The organism is Xanthomonas sp. DAR 35659, from assembly GCF_041242975.1.
In the GTDB taxonomy this organism is placed as follows: Bacteria; Pseudomonadota; Gammaproteobacteria; order Xanthomonadales; family Xanthomonadaceae; genus Xanthomonas_A; species Xanthomonas_A medicagonis.
In genome coordinates, this window is record NZ_CP162488.1 from 3,413,369 (window position 1) to 3,430,610 (window position 17,242).

The window sequence follows — 17,242 nt, forward strand, 5'->3', positions numbered from 1 at the left end:
TCCCCAATCCCCGCCCCACATCCATACGCCGTAGTATCCTGCGCGTCTCGGCCGCGCCGCGGCCCCTGTCACGAGCGACCGCATGAGCACTTACCAAGCCCCGCTGACCGATCTCCGCTTCGCGCTGCATGACGTGCTGCAGGTCGAGGCGCTGTTCGCCCGCCTCGGCCATGCCGACGCCAACGCCGAACTGATCGACGCGGTGCTGGAGGAAGCGGCGCGCTTCACCGGCACCGTGCTTGCGCCGCTGAACCGCGTCGGCGACGAGCACGGCTGCACCCTCGACAAGGCCACCGGCGCGGTCACCACCGCGCCCGGCTTCCGCGAGGCCTACCGGCAGTTCGCCGAGGGCGGCTGGACCGGGCTGACCGCCGCCGCCGAGTTCGGCGGCCAGGGCCTGCCGCACACCCTGGGCGTGCCGCTCAACGAAATGGTCAACGCCGCCAACCTGGCCTGGGGCAACTTCCCGCTGCTGTCGCACGGCGCGGTCGAGGCGCTCAAGCAGCACGGCGAGGCCTGGCAGCAGGAGGTGTTCCTCAAGCCGCTGGTGGACGGCCGCTGGACCGGCACCATGTGCCTGACCGAGCCGCACTGCGGCACCGACCTGGGCCTGCTCAAGACCCGCGCCGAACCCAACGCCGACGGCAGTTGGTCGGTCAGCGGCACCAAGATCTTCATCACCGCCGGCGAGCACGACTTCACCGACAACATCGTGCACCTGGTGCTGGCGCGGCTGCCGGACGCCCCGGCCGGCGCCAAGGGCATCTCGCTGCTGGTGGTGCCGAAGTTCAAGGTCGCCCGCGACGGCAGCGTCGGCGAGCGCAACGCGCTGCGCTGCGGCTCGCTGGAACACAAGATGGGCATCCACGGCTCGGCCACCTGCGTGATGAACTTCGACGGCGCGCAGGGCTATCTGGTCGGGCAGCCGCACAAGGGCCTGCAGGCCATGTTCACCATGATGAACACGGCGCGCCTGGGCGTCGGCCTGCAGGGCATCGGCCTGTCCGAGCGCGCGTATCAGAACGCACTGCGCTACGCCCGCGAGCGCCTGCAGTCGCGCTCGCTCAGCGGCGCCAAGCTGCCGGAGAAGCCGGCCGATCCGATCCTGGTGCACCCGGACGTGCGCCGCATGCTGCTGACGGTGAAGGCGCTGACCGAAGGCAGCCGCCTGCTGGCGCTGCACGCCGCGACCCTGATCGACATCGCGCACAGCACGCAGGACCCGGCCGAGCGCGAACAGGCCGACGTGCTGGTCAGCTTCCTCACCCCGATCTCCAAGGCCTGCCAGACCGAATGGGCGGTGGAGAACACCTATCACGCGCTGCAGTGCTTCGGCGGCCACGGCTACATCCATGAACACGGCATGGAGCAGTTGGCCCGCGACGCGCGCATCACCACGCTGTACGAAGGCACCACCGGCATCCAGGCGCTGGACCTGATCGGACGCAAGACCGCGTCCAGCCAGGGCGCCGGATTGAAGCTGTTCCTGGCGCAGATCGAGGCCTTCCTGACCGAGCATGCCGACAACCCGGCGGTGGCCGAATTCGTCGCCCCGTTGCGCGAGAAGGCCGGCGAATGGGCGGCGCTGACCAAGCGCATCCTGCAGCGCGCGGCCGGCAACCCGGACGAACTGGGCGCGGCCAGCTACGACTACGTGTTCTATTCCGGCTACGTGGTGCTGGCCTACTGGTGGGCGCGCAGCGTCGCCGCGGCCGAGGCCTCCACGCAGAGCGAGGCGTTCAAGCAGGCCAAGCGCGAGACCGCGCGTTTCTACTACGCCAGGCTGCTGCCGCGCACGCTGACCCATGCCGCGGCGATCGAGGCCGGTGCCGAGCCGCTGATGGCGATGGACGACGCGCGCTTCTGAGGCCCGCGCGGGCGCGACCGGCAGTCTCCATGCCGGTCGCGCCACTCCGTCCTGCTTCGATACACAAATCGTCAACAATCGGGTATAAGCTGTTTTCCCGATGGAGACAGACACAACACCGCTTGGTCTGATCGATGCCGGAGCCTTCGCCGCTTCGGACGGCGCGGCGTCGCCGCCGCCCTCCTGCACGCATCTGCCGTCGGTCCGCCTGCTGTCGCTGGACGCGCACGGCCGGGTCCTGGACTGGATCAACTGGCAATCGGCGGCCTGCCTGTATGCGCGCGACGCGGTGGCCTGGACCCTGGGCGAGCCCTGCATGCAGATCCACGGCGGCGTGTCGCGCGCCAGTGGCGAGCGCAGCGTGCTGCACCTGCACCCGATCATCGCCGCGCGCGGACAGGCGCGCTCGCGCGCGCTCGATCCCACCCCGACCCTGACCAACACCGCGCTGTTCGCGCGCGACGCGCAGCTGTGCCTGTACTGCGGCCAGCAGTTCAGCCGGCCTCAGTTGACCCGCGACCACGTGCTGCCGGTGTCCAAGGGCGGTCGCGACATCTGGGAGAACGTGGTCACCGCGTGCTTCCACTGCAACTCGCGCAAGGGCAACCGCACCCCGCAGCAGGCGTCGATGCCGCTGCTGGCGGTGCCGTACCGGCCGAGCTGGATCGAGCACCTGATCCTGTCCAACCGCAACATCCTGGCCGACCAGATGTCGTTCCTGAAGGCGCAATTGCCCAAACGCTCGAAATTGTCGCTGTAATCACGCCGCCCTCACGGGCTGCGACGGATTGCCGCACCCCCGTCGAAACAGACCGCGCAAGCGCCTGCCATTGCACGGGTTGCTTGCCCGTGCCCGGAATGGAGAGGAAAATGACAGGTCCGCTGAACCTCCATGCCGATGATCGACCCCACCCGCTATCCGCGCCTCTCGCGCATCCAGCTCCCCGCCGAACTGCGTCGCTTCGATGAATCGGAGCTGCCGGCCATCGCCGAGGAACTGCGCGCCTATCTGATCGAGTGCGTCGGCAAGAGCGGTGGCCATTTCGGCGCCGGGCTGGGCGTGATCGAACTCACCGTCGCCCTGCACTACCTCTACGACACGCCGCTGGACCAGGTGGTGTGGGACGTTGGCCACCAGACCTACCCGCACAAGATCCTCACCGGGCGCCGCGACCAGATCCACACGGTCAAGCAGGCCGACGGCGTGGCGCCGTTCCCCAAGCGCGAGGAGAGCGAATACGACACCTTCGGCGTCGGCCACTCCTCGACCTCGATCTCCGCGGCGCTGGGCATGGCCATCGCGCTGCAGCGCGCCGGCGACGAGCGCAAGGTGGTGGCGGTGATCGGCGACGGCGCGATGACCGCGGGCATGGCCTACGAGGCCTTGAACCACGCCGGCGGCATGGAGCCGGAACCGAGCCTGCTAGTGATCCTCAACGACAACCGCATGTCGATCTCCGAGGCGGTCGGCGGGGTCACCAAGATGCTCGGGCGGATGACCGGCAGCAAGACCCTCAACGCCATCCGCGAAGGCGGCAAGAAGATCCTCGGCGACAAGAAGAGCAACCCCACCGCGCGCTTCGTGCGACGCTGGGAAGAGCACTGGAAGGGCATGTTCGTGCCGTCCACGCTGTTCGAGGAAATGGGCTTCCACTACACCGGCCCGATCGACGGCCACGACCTGCCGGCGCTGCTCGGCGCGCTGAAGACGCTCAAGACCCTCAAGGGTCCGCAGTTGCTGCATGTCATCACCACCAAGGGCAAGGGCTACGAACTGGCCGAAGGCGACCAGATCGGCTACCACGCGGTGGGGCCGTTCGACCCGAGCAAGGGCCTGGTGGCCAAGCCGGGCGCCAAGGCGCCGACCTACACCGACGTGTTCGGCGACTGGATCTGCGACATGGCCGCGGCCGAACCGACGCTGCTGGCGATCACCCCGGCGATGCGCGAGGGTTCGGGCCTGGTGCGCTTCAGCAAGGAATACCCGCAACGCTATTTCGACGTGGCCATCGCCGAGCAGCACGCGGTGACGCTGGCGGCGGGCATGGCCACGCAGGGCGCCAAGCCGGTGGTGGCGATCTATTCCACGTTCCTGCAGCGCGGCTACGACCAGTTGGTGCACGACGTGGCGGTGCAGCAGCTCGACGTGCTGTTCGCGATCGACCGCGGCGGCGTGGTCGGTCCGGACGGCGCCACCCACGCCGGCAACCTGGACCTGAGTTTCCTGCGCTGCGTGCCGCACATGGTGGTGATGGCGCCGGCCGACGAGGCCGAGTGCCGGCAGATGCTCAGCACCGGCCTGCGCCATGCCGGTCCGGCGGCGGTGCGCTATCCGCGCGGCACCGGTCCCGGCGTGGCGCCGGGCACGGCGCTGGACACGCTGCCGATCGGCAAGGCGCAGCTGCGCGCGAACGGCACCACGCTGGCGCTGCTCGCCTTCGGCGCGACCGTGGCCGCGGCCGAACAGGTCGGCCGCGAGCTGGGCCTGAGCGTGGTCAACATGCGCTTCGTCAAACCGCTGGATCGCGCCCTGTTGCTGGAGTTGGCGCGCAGCCACGAAGGCTTCGTGACCATCGAGGACAACGTCGTCGCCGGCGGCGCCGGCTCCGGCGTGGCCGAGCTGCTCAACGCCGAGGGCGTGCTGCGCCCGGTGCTGCACCTGGGGCTGCCCGACGCGTTCCAGCACCACGCCAGCCGCGAGCAACTGCTGGCCGAAGCCGGCATCGACGCCGCCGGCATCCGCGCCGCGGTACTGGCGCGCTGGCCGCAGCTGGCCGCCAGCACCAGCGCACCCCGCACCGCGGCGGGCTGACCGCCGCGGTCACGAGCACGGCACGGCGGTCCGCGCGTGCCGTGCTTGCTTGCGCGATGGCACGCGCGCTTCCGCCGCGTCCCAGGCGGCATCGCACCATCCCGACCGTCCTCGCGCGCTAGGGCGCGATCACCTCGTAACCGCGGGCCCGAAGTCGGTCCAGGAGCCCGCCAGGCTCTTGAAGGGTCTGCATCGGCAGGGCCGCGAAACTGGAGCGGTGCTGCGCCAGCGCCCGCTCGGCCGTCTGCAGCCACGCCGCCTGCGCGCGCTGGCGCACATCGCCCAGACCCAGCTTGCGGGCGAGCGCCGTTTCGCCGACCGCATCCAGGCAGACCCGGTACTGGTCGTTGGCGGGCAAGGTGGCCAGTGTGTCCAGATCGCCGATGGACCAGGCGTTGGCGCGTTGGCGCATCGTGTCCAGGTCGCGGTCGATGACCTGCAAGGTGCGCGCGAAACAGGTGCCGTCGTTCAACGACGTCGCCCGGAATTCCTGCAGCGCGCGCTTGGCATCGGGCACCTTGATCTCCACCACCACCGGCACGATCGGCACCTTGGCGCGCTTGGCCGCACGCGCGATCACCGGCTGCACGACGCTGCCCAGGCTCAGGCCGGATTTGCGCATCGCCGCCTCGTACAGTTCCTGCGCGGCGAACACCGGCCGCCAGCGTTCCACACCGGCGTCGCGGCCCAGGTAGCGCGCCTTCAGCGGTCGCCAACGCGCATACAGGTCCGCCGGCAGCACCTGTTGCAGGGTGCGGTCGTCCGGATTGCGCCGCGCCTTGAGCAAGGACGGCAACAGCAACAGGCTGCGGAACATGCCCAGGCCCGAGTCCAGGGTGACGGTCGGCGCCTCGATCACCTGTTGCGACTGGCCGATCACCCGCTCCACCTCGCCCGACTCCCACCGCATGCGCGTGGGCAGCGGCGATACCGTGCCCAGGATCCACAGCACGTGGTCGCCACGGCGCACCTGCCACAGTCCGGGACCTGGCTGCTGGCCGGTCACCAGCACCGCTTGCAGATCGACCACCGGCGCGGCGGGCGCCGCGGGAGGCGCGGCCGGATGCGCGGCGGCCAGGCCCGCGAACGCCAGCAGCAGTGCCGCACACGCGCCTCTCACCGCACTCGTCCAGCGCATCGCGACACTCTCCAGGCATTCGGACCGACGCCGCAGAGCCGGCGCGGCGCGACGATATCAGCCCGTCAGCCTGGGCAGGTAGTCCGCCAGCGGGTCGGTGGCGGGCAGCAACTCGAAGCGCTCCCACAGGAAGCCCGGCGACACCACGCAGCGCACCAGCGTGTAGTCGTCCAGCGGCCGCGCCGCCTGCCAGCTGCCGGCCGGGATCACCGCCGAGGGCAGGCCGCCGCGTCCGCCCGCGTCGAGCCGATAGCGCTGCAGGCCGTGCTGCGGATCGAAACTGAGCAGTTCCAGCGCCCCGCCCTCCTCCCACAGCCAGGTCTCGTCGGCATCGATCCGGTGCCACGCGCTGACCTGGCCGCACTCCAGCAGGAAGCGGATCGCGGTACAGGCCGGACGCGTGGTGCCTTGGTGCTGGACCTCCAGGGCGGAGGTGTGCACCCGCGCATAGCGGCCCCCTTCCGGGTGCGGCAGCAACGAGAAATCGCGGATCAGGGCGGCGACGCGAGTGGACGATTTCGTAGACATGACTCAGTGTAGAGGCTGGCGGCGGGCTTGGGCTAGACCAACTTCGGGCCTGCGCCATACCGTCTGTCGGAGACTCCCGGACGACCTACGGGCGCGCCCAAGGCGATCGACTCAGCGCGTAAATCGCGACCGATCGCGGCCATGTTCGGGCGGGCGCGGCGCCACTTGGAGCGGCCGCGCAGGCCGCGCCCACCTACGCCAGGCGCCGGCCGTTGCGCAGGCATACCCCGAAGAACACCAGCAGGTCCCAGCTGTAGCGCTTGAGCAGCCGCCGCGGCTCCCGCAGCAGACGGTACAACCACTCCAGCCGCAGCCGCCGCACCCAGCCCGGCGCGCGCCGCGCCGTACCGGACAGGAAATCCAGCAGCGCCCCCACCCCGAACAGCAGCGGCACGCGCAGGCGCGGGGCGTTGTCCAGGATCCAGGTTTCCTGCAGCGGATTGCCGAACGCGACCAGCAGCACATCGGCGCCACTGGCATTGATGCGCTCGACCAGCCCCGCGCCGGCCGCGGCGAACTCGGCATAGCCGTCGCAGGTGCCGACCACGCTCTGCCCCAGGGTCTGCCGCAGCGTCCGCGCGGCGGCCTCGGCCACGCCCGGGCGCCCACCCAGCAGGAAGAAGCGCAACGGCCGCCGGCTGTGCCGGCACAGGTACGGAATCAGGTCGGTGCCGTTGAGGTTGCCGGCGAAGCGGCGGCGATGCACCAGCAGCGCGCCCAGGTCCATGCCGATGCCGTCGTTGACGATGCACACCCCCGGCGCGCGCAGGCGCTGGCGCAAGGCCTGGCATTGCACCACGAAGTTGGTGTTGGCGAAGAACACCTGGCGCTGCTCGCCGCGCGCCTGCGCCTGGAACAAGGCATGTGCGAACGCCGCCTCGGTGGTGCGCAGGATCGGATAGCCGCCCAGCGCCATCACCTCCGGGCGCTCTGGCGGCAGATCACCAGAGGTCATGGGGGAAGCTGTCCAGCAGCCCGCGCTGCACGCCGTGCAGATCGAACGGCGCATTGCCGCCCAGCGCCAGGCATTCATCGACGGTGTGTCCGGCATGCCACTGCATGCGCCCGGTGCCGTGGTAGTAGTCGTCGTACTTGAAGCGGTCCTCGCCGTTGCCCCAATCCAGGTAGACCGACGGCACGCCGTAGGCCTCGGCCAGGATCAGGCCATGCAAGGAACTGGACACCACCAGTTCCGCGCCCAGCAATTGCCGCACGAAGCCGGCCGGCTGCCGGTTCGGCAACACCAGCCTGTCCTTGTAGCCGGCGTACTTCTCCGATGGCTCGTTGAAGTGCGGCACGATCAGGAACGGCTGACGCGTCGCCGGCGGCGCCAGCGCCTCGCGCGGAAAGAACAGCGGCATCAGCAGGCCGGGGTCGCCGTAGATCTCCGGCGCGTCGATCCCGCGTTCGCGCAGGAACGCGCGGGTCTTGGGGCCGCGCACGGCGCGCACGTCGAGACTGCGGAAGCGGTGCCGGTCGGCCGGGATCTTGCCGTTGACGCCGCTGCCCCAGACCGTGTCGCCGTCGCTGGCGAAATGCAGCACCGAGCCGATTGCGATCAGCCGCTTGCGCTTGTCGCGCTTGTCCAGCAGGGTGCGGTCGCGCTGCCCCAGCACGTTGGAGACGATGATCTTCGACAAGTGATCGCCGACGTTGATCTCCCCGTTCTTGGGCTTCCACCAGAACAGCGCGCGGCGCTCTTCGTAATCGATCCAGCGTTGCAGGGCGGACCATTTTGGCAGTGCGGACATGCGCAGGACTCCTTTTGCCGCGCGGACGGCGGTGGATGGGCGGAAGTGCGGGGTCAGGCGGCGTCGCCGGCGAACAGCCGGGTTTCCGGATAGGCCGACGGATCCAGCACGCGATCGGTAGTCTCCGACCAGCTCAGGCATTGCCGGTGGCGCACATGCGGCGCCTCCAGCGCCTTGCCGATGGCCGCCACGATCGAAGCCTCGTCGCCCGGCGTATAGCCGAAGCGCGACGGGTAGCTGCCGACCACCGCATTCGGGCACACCGCCGGCAAGCCGAAGAAATCGTATTGCAGCAGCTTCATCGAACTGTCGGCCAGGTACGCCGGCACCTGCTCGGAGGCGTAGGGCGCGATGCCGAAGCGCGCGTGCTTGATGTAGCCGATGGTCTCGGCGTGCTTCATCTCGCCGTACACCACCACGTTGTCGCCATAGCCCGGCGCGCGGCCCATGCCCGAGCCGATCACGTGGAAGGCGACCTGCGGGAAGGCGCGGCTGGCGGTGACGAAGAAGGTTGGATCGAACAGCATCGAGCCGACCGCCACCGCATGGATGCCCTCCGCGTACGGCGAAGGATCGCCGAGCTCGCCCAGGTTGTGGTCCACCCCGTGGCCGACGTGGAACACGTTGTGGCGGCTGGAAATCTCCCGGGCCATCGCCGGCGACACCAGTGCGATCACGTCCAGGCTCGGCGCCACCCGCTCGAACTCGCGCTCGATGAAATCGGCGACGTTGATCGTGCTCAGCCCGTCGGAGGCGCGATAGACCTTGCGTGCGGTCGGGTTGATCCGCGCCGCCAGTTCGATGAAGGCGACCGCGATTCCGCTTTCGAACACGATCACGTCCGCCTCCCGCATCCAGCGCAGCAGCGTGGCCGGCGGCTTGGCCGCGTAGAGCCTGAACATCAGGTCTTCGAACGGGCGCAGCCAGGGCCGCCGCGTGTTGAACGGATGCAGCGGCGCGCGCCACAGGTAGCAGTCCACGCCGTTGTGCTTGACCACCGTATTGGCGGTGGCGTCCAGGGGCAGGCGCAGGTCGCCCTTGAGCCGCGACAGCAGGCTGTAGCGCAGCGAGAAGAAGCGCGTGGTGCCGCGCTTGGCCAGCTCGTCGGCGATGAAATGGATGTTGGCGCGGCGCGGCGTGCGGTAGTCGTGCGCCGACAGCACCAGGTAGCACGGCGGGCGGCCGGCCATGGCCGCGGCCGGTGCCGCGGCGAGCGTCGCCGATGCGGAAGAATCGCTCATGCCATCGCTCCTTTGCGAAATAGGGTCTCGGGAAACCTCACGGCGCCGCGCGTCATCGTTTGGCCCTGGCGTCGCGCAGCAAGGTACGCATGTGCAGGATCGCCAGCACGTCGCGACGGAACGCCGGCCACAGCGCGAACACCAGCACGCAGCCCAGCGCCATCGCCGCGGCGCCCACCGCCAACTGCTGCCACAGCGACACGCCGCCCCACTGCCGCGCGGCGACATACGCCGCCGCGCCGGCCGCGCCGTAGCCGACGATCGCGCGCAGCCCGTTGTTGAACAACTCCATGGCCGGCACCCGCGGCGCCACCTTGGCGATCCAAATCACCGACAGCGGCCACATCGCCAGCAAGCCCAGCGTATAGCCCACGGTCACGCCCATCACGCCCCACACCGAGCCGGCGAAGATGCAGGCGATCAGCAGCACCCGCCCGACCACCGAGTACACCAGTTGCTGGCGCATCAGCCCCAACGCCAGGAACACCCAATAGGTCGCGTAGGACGCGGTCTGGAAGATGCCGCCCAGGGTCAGCACCTGGAACAGCGGCACCGCCGGGCGCCATTGTTCGCCCAGCACCAGCACGATCAGCGGCAGCGCCAGCGCGCAGGCGAACGAGAACAGGGCCACGATCAGATGCACCATCACCGTCTGCCCGCGCAGCAGGAAGTTGCCGAAGCGCTCCGGCTGATCCTGCAATTGCGACAACACCGGCAGGGCCACCGAGGTGGCCGGCGCATTGATCTGGTTCAGCGGCATCATCAGCAGTTGGAACGCGCGGTTGTACAGGCCCAGCGCCTCGGCGCCGATGCGATGGCCGATGATCACCTGGCCGACGTTGCGGCTGGCGTAGCCCAGCAACTGCGCGGCCATCAGGTTCCAGCCGAAGCTCAGGAACGCGCGCATCGGCGCGTCGCGCCGGTAGCCGCGCGGCAGCCAGCGCGCGCAGGCGCCGGCGATGACCAGGTTGACCAGCGCCTGCACCACCTGCTGCCAGACCAGCGCCCAGTAGCCGTGGCCGGCCAGGGCCACGCCGACGCCGGCGAGCAGGCCCAGCACCTGCGCGCCGACGTCGCTCAACGACACCTGGCCGAACCGCAGCCCGCGGCTGAGATGCGCGCGGTACTGGGTGGTCATGCCGTTGAGCAGGAAGGTCACCGCCAGCGCCTGCGAGATGCCCAACAGCGCCGGCTCGCGATAGAAATGCGCGATCCACGACGAGGACAGGAACACCACGATCGCCAGCACCAGGCCGATGCCGCTGTTGATCCAGAACAGATTGTCGCGCTGCTCGCGGCTGACGTGCTTGGCCTGGATCGCGGCCGAGGACAGGCCGAAGTCGCGCAGGATCTCGGCCATGCCGACGATCGCGGTGACCATCGCCATCAGGCCGTAGTCGTAGGGCGTCAGCAGCCGCGCCAGCAGCACGATGCCGCCGAACTGCACCACCATCTTGGCCAGCTGCCCGGCCATGGTCACCGCCGCGCCGCCGGCCGCGCGCGCGCCCAGGCTGGGCTGCGGCGGCGGCGCGGACGAAGGCGTCTGCGCCGCGCTCATGGCCGCGCCTCGCCGCGTCGGCCGAGCGCATCCAGATAGCTGCGGTAGTGCTGCACGCCGATCGCGCTCCAGTCGCGCCGCGACAGGTCCGGCACCGCGTCGGCGGGCAGGCCCCGCGCCCGCTCCAGCGCGTCCGCCAATTGCGCCGCATCCAGCTCGCCGCGATACAGCAGCACCCATTGCGGCCCGACTTCCGCGGCGATCGCCGCATTGGCCTCGTTCCACGGCGCCAGCACCGGTCGCGCCAGCGACAAGGCCAGCAACAGCGTGCCGGAGTTGTGCATCTGCCGGTACGGCAACACCACCAGCTCGGCCTCGCCGACCTCGCGCGCCAGCACCTCGTCCTCCACGTACTGCAGGCGCGCGCTGATCCGCGGATCGGCGGCGCAGGCCTGCTCGACCACGGCGCGGATCTGCGCATCGCTCGGATTGCCGGCGATGCGCAGGCTCAGCTCCGGATCGGGCAAGGCCTGCACCGTCGCGACCAGCGTCTCCACGCCCTTGTACGGGCGCAGCAAGCCGAAGTGCAGCAGGCGCCCGCGCACCCGCGGCGGCTGCGGCATCGCCGCGTACCAGTCGCGGTAGTGGCCGTGCAGGATGGTGTCGGTGGCCGGCGCGCGTTCGGGCGTGGTGGCGTTGATGCGGATCCAGCGCGCGGTCAGGCGGTCGGTCCAGCGCAGCAGCAGGCGTTCGCGCCAGCCCTTGTCCTCGTGCGGGGCGACGTTGTGCAAGGTGCGCAGCAACGGCACGCCGCTCAGCCGCAGCCGCAACAGCAGCAGCGCCATGCACACCTGCTTGGCCAGCGTGCCCAGCGCGGTGCGGTGGCGCATCATGTATTCGGGCCAATGCACGTGCAGCACGTCGTAGCGCGACAGCAGCGCTGCGCGCATCGAGAAGAAGCGCAACTGCACCTGCTGCGGCAGCGCGGCATACAACTGGGTCAGATACGGGTTGGTGGTCGCGGCCGGCCGTTCGGTCGACAGCAGCACGGTGACCGGCGGGCCCGGCACGCGCGCATCGCCGCTGCAACGCGGTTCGCCGCTCATCGCGCCGCTCCCGTCGCCAATGCGGCGCGATACTCGTCCAGATAGGCGCCGACGACGTGATCCCAGTCGTAGCGTTGCGCATAGGCCATGGCCGCCTGCCTCTGCGCGGCGAAGCGCGCGTCGGTCGCGCCCGCATAGGCCTGCACCGCGGCCGCGGCGCGCGGCGCGTCGGCCGGATCCACCAGCACGCCCTGCGCCGATTCGCGCACCAGCCGCGCGAACGGCGGGATGTCGCTCAACACCGGCAGCAGGCCGGCGCTCATCGCCTCGACCGCGGCCAGGCCAAAGCCCTCATGGCGCGACAGGCAGACGAAGTACTGGGCGCTGCCGAGCAACTGCGCCAAGGCCTCCTGCGACGGCGCCACGTGCAGTTGCACACGCTCCTGCAGCCCGCGTTCGGCGATCGCCCGCAGCAGATCGGCCTGGCTGAAATCGTATTCGCGCCCGGCCACGATCAGCCGCCACGCCGGATCCTGCGCCGCCAGCGCGCGCAACAGGTCCAAGGTTTCCAGCAGGCCCTTGTTCACCGACCAGCGTCCGAAGTAGATCAGCGTGCGGCCCGGCGTGGCGCTGCCCTGCCCGGCGAACTTGCCCACGTCCACGCCGTTCTCGATCACCCGCAGCCGCTGCGGCGCGACCACCGCGGAAAACACCTGGCCGTCGTTCTCGCTGGTCGCCACGACCCGCGCATAGGCGAGCGCCGAGGCCCGGGTCAGCGTCTTGAACCACAGCATCTTCAAGCGCGAGGCATAGGTGGTGTGGAAGAAGCCCCCGTGCGTGGACACGAGCATCGGCGTGCGGTGCAGCAGCCGGGTCGCGGCCAGGAAGTCGTAGAAGAAATCGATGCCGTGCACGTGCACCAGATCGGCCCCGCGCAGCGCGCCGAGCACCTTCGGCGCCAGCGGATAGCGCGAGGAGCCGCGGTACGGCAGGCGCACGATCGGCACGCCCTGATACGTCTCGTGCTGCGCCAGCCGCTCCTGCGGCCGGGTGAAGACCCGGTCCAGGGTCACCACCTCGACCTGGTCGCGGCCCTGCTGCAGATGCCGCCGCGCGATATTGAGCACGACCTCCTCCATCCCGCCCACGGAGGGATGGAACTGGCGCACGACATGGACCACCTTCATCGCGCGCTCCCGCGCCACGGCGCACGGCGTTGCGATCGCGCCATCAGTTCGCCTCCTGTCTGGCCGGTTCACGGCGCAGCCCGATCATCCACGGCGCCACGCGCACGATCACCGCGCGGATCGGCACGCTGGCCAGCACCGCGAGCACGCCCACCGACACCGCCCAACCCGGTCCCCAGGCATCGCCGCGGACCAGGCCGGTGCGGCTGGCGACGCCCGCCATCACCGAGAACAGCAATGTATGCGTGCACAGGATCAGCAAGGTGTTGCGACCGATCCACTGCACCCATGCCCACTCCTGCACGAGACGCGCCGCGCACAGCGCCATCGCGCTGCCGAGCAGGCTCGCGGCCAGGAACGCCAGCGGCGAATCGCCGAACTTCATCATGTTCACGTCCACCCGGCCGTTGTTCCAGGCGATCGCGCCCCAGGCCAGGCCCAGCAGCAGCGCCGCCAGCGCGTTGCCCATGCGGCCGCGCGGCAGGCGCGCGCTGCGCGTGGCCGCGGCCGCGCCGACCGCGAAGAAGCACAGCGCCACCGGCAACACGTCCAGCGCGAACGGGAGCCGGTAGTCCTGGCCCGGGAACCACGTCGCCCACCCCCAGGCCAGCGGCAACGACAGCAGCGCCAGCACGTCCAGCGACAGCAGACGACGCAGGTACAGATACGCCAGCGTGGTCACGAACAGCGCCGGCAGGAACCACAGCGCCGGCATCACGTAGAGCTTGGGACCGATGCCGCTGAGCAGGCCCAGCAACGGCTCCCACCACGGCCGGTCGCCCCACAGCTGCGCCTTGCTGCCGATGTGCCGGGTCAGCATCCAGTACGCGTAGGCGACCACGAAGAACGCCAGGTACGGCAGCAACAGCGTGCGCGCCAGCTTGGTCCAGGTCGCCATGCCCAGCGGCCGCTTGCCGAATGCCTCCCCGACCCAGCCGGACAGCAGGAAGAACATCGGCACATGGAAGCTGTAGGCCAGGATCACGTAGGCATGCGGAATGCCCTTGGCGTGGCCGAACACCACCAGCAGGATCGCCAGCGCCTTGGCCGCGTCGATGCGCGCATCGCGCGCGCCGCGGGTGCCGTGCGCGCCGGTCCGGGTCGGCGCTTCGGTCAGCGCCGTCTGCAAGGTCGTCGCGCTCATGTCGCCACCGCCGGTAGCCGCGGCGCACCGGCCGCGGGCGCCGCCGCATCCAGTTCCTGGCGCCGCGGCTGCATCTGCCACAGGCAGCCGCAGACGAACCACCACAATGCCGCCGTCTTGATCGAGAAATAGCCGTTGGATACCAGCAGGCTGAGCGCGAAGGCGAAGATCAGCAGGTTCTTGAACAACTGACCCTCGATCGTGCGCATCAGCATGACGAACGAATACGCGAGCAGGAACGCCAGCACCATCAGCACCGATTGCGAGGAGATGAAATAGGCGATGCCGCTGTCGAAATACTTGTAGGGCACATCGAAATCCAGGCCCAGCCACGCGTCGGCGGTCATGTTGCGGATCGAGTAGACGCTGAAGAACACCCGCCCCAGCATGGTGTCCTCGTAGCTCTGGATGCCCGACGCCCACACCATCAGCCATGCGCCCAGCATCACCCCGAAGAAGATCAGGAAGCCCAGGCGCTGGTCCATGCGCAGCAGCAGCGGGCTCAGCAGCACCATCATCACGCATGTGCCGGCGGCCAGGCGCCCGTCCGAGGCCACGATCAAAAAGCCGATCATCGCCACCGACGCGGCGATGCCCAACGGCCGCATCCAGCGCCAGAAGGTCAGCAGGATCGCGGTGAAGAAGATGATGAAGTTGCCCATCGTCACCGGCTCGATGAACACCGAGGACGCGCGCGGCAGGTTGGAGGACGGCAGGAAGTTGCGCGCGCCCGGCCGCGTCGCGCTGACGAACAGGTTGCTGTCCTGGTTCCAGAAGCTGGCCGCGCTGGCCCCGCGCGCGTTGACGAAGTAGCTCTTGGGATTGACCACGTCGCCGTACAGCTTGGGCAGCGCCAGTTCGAACAGCGCCACCAGCGATACGACCAACGCCATGCGCAGGAACAGCTTGGGCAGCGAGCCGGTGTAGGCCGCGCCCAGCACCAGGAACGCGAACGGGATCAACGCGTCGCGGAAGAACTTGGGATCGATCGACCAGACCAGGAACAGCCGCACCAGCATCAGCAGCGCCAATGCCGCGATGCCGGTGAACACGATCGCGGTGCGCTTGCGGTCCAGCGACCACAGGCCGATCACGAAGCAGGCCGCGTACACCCCCAGTTCTGCGACATAGGTCATCGCCGGGCTGACCCGGAACAGCTTGGCGTTGACCACGGCGAGCAGGAAGTTGTAGCCGATGGCGAACAGCAGCAACAGTTCGATCAACAGATTGCGGCGCTGCTCGCGCAGCGTCATCACCGGCGCGGTCAGCACGCGAGGCCTCCCGGCGCGGCACGCCAGTTAGCCACGCGCGGCCAACGCGCCTGGCGCGACAGGCCGGCGACACGCCGCGCAAGGCGGCCCACGCGCTTACCGGCGAGACGGCCAAGTACGCCCCGCCAGCCGCCGCACCCGCTGCCGGCGGCGACGACGGGGCGGCGCCGGCAGCGGGTGCGGTCGGCGGGAAAACGGCACATCGGGCGCATCAGTAGGCGGTCTTCTGCCCGAGCACCTTCACCGCGGTCAGCACGATGATGCGCGTATCCAGCCACAGCGACCAGCGCCGGATGTAGTCCAGGTCGTACTGGATGCGCTTCTTCATCGTCCGCAGTTCCGGCGTCTCGCCGCGAAACCCGTTGACCTGGGCCCAGCCGGTGATGCCCGGCTTGACGTAGTGCCGCTGCATGTAATGGTTGATCAGCTTTTCGTAGTGGGTGTTGTGCTGCGCCGCATGCGGGCGCGGCCCCACCACCGACATGCTGCCGCCGAGCACGTTGAACAGCTGCGGCAACTCGTCCAGGCTGGTGCGGCGCAGGAACGCGCCGAACGGCGTGACCCGGCTGTCGCCACGCTTGGCCTGCACCACCACGTCGGTGGGCTCCTGCTGCACGCGCATGGAGCGGAACTTGTACATGTAGAACTCGCGCCCGCCCAGCCCGTGGCGGCGCTGGCGGAAGAACACCGGGCCGGGCGAGCTCAGCTTCACGCCCACCGCGATCGCCAGCATCACCGGCCACAGCAGCGCCAGCGCGGCCAACGCGACCAACTTGTCCTGCAGCGCCTTGGCGACCACGAAGTAGGTGTTGCGGTCGACCCCGCCCTGGCGCAGGTTGATCACCGGCACGTTGCCGATCTGGTCGCCGGACTGGTTGAGCATGCCGAAATCGAACAGGTCCGGGATCAGCCGCACCTGGATCGGATAGCGGTCCATCTGCTGCAGCAGTTGCTTGATGTGGTCGCGCTCGCCCAGCGGCAGCGAGATCCACACCTGCTCCACCTCGTTGTTGTTGAGGTAGTCGATCAGCGACTCCGGCGTGCCGGCCCCCAGGCACTGCAGCTTCTTCGGATGGTCGGCCACCGACAGGTCGTAGTCGCTGCTGAAATAGCCGACCACCTGCATGCCGACCCACGGATTGCGGCTCAGGTAGTTGTGGATCTTGACCACCGGATGACGCAGACCGACCACGACCACGCGCTGCACGTCCACGCCTTCCGAGCGCAGGTGGTTGAGCACGCCGCGGACCGCGGTGCGCGACAGCAGCAGCGTGGCCAGGCTGCCGGCGAACCACAGCCCGATCCACAGCCGCGACACCTGCTGGCCGAACTGCACCACGAAGGCGTGCATCGCGAACAGCGCGAACACGCCGCCGCAGGCCAGGCTCAGCACCACCATCTCGCGCAGCAGGCCGCGTCCGCGCCAGCTGCGGTACAGCGGGAACAACGCGAAGCAGATCACCGCGTACAGCAAGGTGGTGCCGATCGCGACACGATAGGACGCCTCGGGCATCCAATTGCCGAACAACAGGCGGTGGCTGACCAGCGCACCGGCGACGATCACCGTCAGATCCGAAACGCGGAGCAGGATATCCGCCGCGGCTGCGTACTTGGACAGCAGGCGGGGGGACGAGGTTGTATAGGTGGCGCTACTCAGGTCTGCCAAAAGCATGGTCGGGATTCCCATCCAAACCCGGTCGGTGGCATGCGGGGGAACATGCGACGTCTCCGGGCCTCGATCTCATCTGCCTGTGGACCG

14 protein-coding genes are annotated in these 17,242 nt (G+C 69.4%); 3 read left to right on the forward strand and 11 right to left on the reverse strand.

All coding sequences use genetic code 11. The features are described from left to right. Positions 1-82: 82 nt before the first annotated feature. From AB3X07_RS14205 to dxs, 3 genes are all read left to right on the forward strand, one after another. On the forward strand, positions 83-1,867 hold the full coding sequence (locus tag AB3X07_RS14205) for an acyl-CoA dehydrogenase C-terminal domain-containing protein (RefSeq protein WP_369939248.1): 1,785 nt from the start codon (positions 83-85) through the stop codon (positions 1,865-1,867). Between the two features lie 100 nt (positions 1,868-1,967). Then, entirely contained in the window at positions 1,968-2,627 is a 660-nt protein-coding gene (locus AB3X07_RS14210; protein ID WP_369939249.1) for an HNH endonuclease, read from the forward strand. 138 nt (positions 2,628-2,765) lie between these two features. Continuing rightward, the gene (gene dxs, locus AB3X07_RS14215) at positions 2,766-4,679 is read left to right on the forward strand and encodes a 1-deoxy-D-xylulose-5-phosphate synthase (protein WP_369944769.1); all 1,914 of its coding nucleotides are present in this window, start codon (positions 2,766-2,768) and stop codon (positions 4,677-4,679) included. A 118-nt stretch (positions 4,680-4,797) separates the two neighbouring features. Here dxs and AB3X07_RS14220 read toward each other — a convergent pair whose 3' ends face one another. The 11 genes from AB3X07_RS14220 to AB3X07_RS14270 form a co-directional block, all read right to left on the reverse strand. Continuing rightward, entirely contained in the window at positions 4,798-5,817 is a 1,020-nt protein-coding gene (locus AB3X07_RS14220) for a TraB/GumN family protein (RefSeq protein ID WP_369939250.1), read from the reverse strand. A gap of 57 nt (positions 5,818-5,874) precedes the next feature. Then, complete coding sequence (locus AB3X07_RS14225) at positions 5,875-6,345, reverse strand: cupin domain-containing protein (protein WP_369939252.1); 471 nt, start codon at positions 6,343-6,345, stop codon at positions 5,875-5,877. A gap of 193 nt (positions 6,346-6,538) precedes the next feature. After that, positions 6,539-7,300 (reverse strand): WecB/TagA/CpsF family glycosyltransferase, encoded by a 762-nt coding sequence (locus AB3X07_RS14230; RefSeq protein ID WP_369939253.1) that lies wholly within the window; start codon positions 7,298-7,300, stop codon positions 6,539-6,541. After that, positions 7,287-8,096, reverse strand: a complete 810-nt coding sequence (locus tag AB3X07_RS14235; RefSeq protein ID WP_369939254.1) for a polysaccharide pyruvyl transferase family protein — start codon at positions 8,094-8,096, stop codon at positions 7,287-7,289. The genes AB3X07_RS14230 and AB3X07_RS14235 overlap by 14 nt, the downstream gene beginning before the upstream one ends. Before the next feature lie 53 nt (positions 8,097-8,149). Beyond that, on the reverse strand, positions 8,150-9,337 hold the full coding sequence (locus AB3X07_RS14240; RefSeq protein ID WP_369939255.1) for a glycosyltransferase family 1 protein: 1,188 nt from the start codon (positions 9,335-9,337) through the stop codon (positions 8,150-8,152). 52 nt (positions 9,338-9,389) lie between these two features. After that, on the reverse strand, positions 9,390-10,895 hold the full coding sequence (locus AB3X07_RS14245; protein ID WP_369939256.1) for a lipopolysaccharide biosynthesis protein: 1,506 nt from the start codon (positions 10,893-10,895) through the stop codon (positions 9,390-9,392). After that, a complete protein-coding gene (locus AB3X07_RS14250; protein ID WP_369939257.1) occupies positions 10,892-11,941 on the reverse strand; it encodes a glycosyltransferase in 1,050 nt (349 codons plus the stop codon). The genes AB3X07_RS14245 and AB3X07_RS14250 overlap by 4 nt, the downstream gene beginning before the upstream one ends. Then, complete coding sequence (locus tag AB3X07_RS14255; RefSeq protein WP_369939258.1) at positions 11,938-13,068, reverse strand: glycosyltransferase family 4 protein; 1,131 nt, start codon at positions 13,066-13,068, stop codon at positions 11,938-11,940. Before AB3X07_RS14255 ends, AB3X07_RS14250 begins: the two co-directional genes overlap by 4 nt. Before the next feature lie 43 nt (positions 13,069-13,111). Further along, a complete protein-coding gene (locus tag AB3X07_RS14260; protein WP_369939260.1) occupies positions 13,112-14,212 on the reverse strand; it encodes an acyltransferase family protein in 1,101 nt (366 codons plus the stop codon). Then, complete coding sequence (locus AB3X07_RS14265; RefSeq protein ID WP_369944770.1) at positions 14,209-15,465, reverse strand: polysaccharide biosynthesis protein GumE; 1,257 nt, start codon at positions 15,463-15,465, stop codon at positions 14,209-14,211. Before AB3X07_RS14265 ends, AB3X07_RS14260 begins: the two co-directional genes overlap by 4 nt. Positions 15,466-15,694: 229 nt before the next feature. Beyond that, a complete protein-coding gene (locus AB3X07_RS14270) occupies positions 15,695-17,155 on the reverse strand; it encodes an undecaprenyl-phosphate glucose phosphotransferase (protein ID WP_369939261.1) in 1,461 nt (486 codons plus the stop codon). Between the last annotated feature and the right edge of the window lie 87 nt (positions 17,156-17,242).

What these genes read in the sequence shown, in the direction of transcription:
- AB3X07_RS14205 (WP_369939248.1), top strand. Translation starts at nt 83, where the DNA reads ATGAGCACTTACCAAGCCCCGCTGACCGATCTCCGCTTCGCGCTGCAT.
- AB3X07_RS14210 (WP_369939249.1), top strand. Translation starts at nt 1,968, where the DNA reads ATGGAGACAGACACAACACCGCTTGGTCTGATCGATGCCGGAGCCTTC.
- dxs (WP_369944769.1), top strand. Translation starts at nt 2,766, where the DNA reads ATGATCGACCCCACCCGCTATCCGCGCCTCTCGCGCATCCAGCTCCCC.
- AB3X07_RS14220 (WP_369939250.1), bottom strand. Translation starts at nt 5,817, where the DNA reads ATGCGCTGGACGAGTGCGGTGAGAGGCGCGTGTGCGGCACTGCTGCTG.
- AB3X07_RS14225 (WP_369939252.1), bottom strand. Translation starts at nt 6,345, where the DNA reads ATGTCTACGAAATCGTCCACTCGCGTCGCCGCCCTGATCCGCGATTTC.
- AB3X07_RS14230 (WP_369939253.1), bottom strand. Translation starts at nt 7,300, where the DNA reads ATGACCTCTGGTGATCTGCCGCCAGAGCGCCCGGAGGTGATGGCGCTG.
- AB3X07_RS14235 (WP_369939254.1), bottom strand. Translation starts at nt 8,096, where the DNA reads ATGTCCGCACTGCCAAAATGGTCCGCCCTGCAACGCTGGATCGATTAC.
- AB3X07_RS14240 (WP_369939255.1), bottom strand. Translation starts at nt 9,337, where the DNA reads ATGAGCGATTCTTCCGCATCGGCGACGCTCGCCGCGGCACCGGCCGCG.
- AB3X07_RS14245 (WP_369939256.1), bottom strand. Translation starts at nt 10,895, where the DNA reads ATGAGCGCGGCGCAGACGCCTTCGTCCGCGCCGCCGCCGCAGCCCAGC.
- AB3X07_RS14250 (WP_369939257.1), bottom strand. Translation starts at nt 11,941, where the DNA reads ATGAGCGGCGAACCGCGTTGCAGCGGCGATGCGCGCGTGCCGGGCCCG.
- AB3X07_RS14255 (WP_369939258.1), bottom strand. Translation starts at nt 13,068, where the DNA reads ATGAAGGTGGTCCATGTCGTGCGCCAGTTCCATCCCTCCGTGGGCGGG.
- AB3X07_RS14260 (WP_369939260.1), bottom strand. Translation starts at nt 14,212, where the DNA reads ATGAGCGCGACGACCTTGCAGACGGCGCTGACCGAAGCGCCGACCCGG.
- AB3X07_RS14265 (WP_369944770.1), bottom strand. Translation starts at nt 15,465, where the DNA reads ATGACGCTGCGCGAGCAGCGCCGCAATCTGTTGATCGAACTGTTGCTG.
- AB3X07_RS14270 (WP_369939261.1), bottom strand. Translation starts at nt 17,155, where the DNA reads ATGCTTTTGGCAGACCTGAGTAGCGCCACCTATACAACCTCGTCCCCC.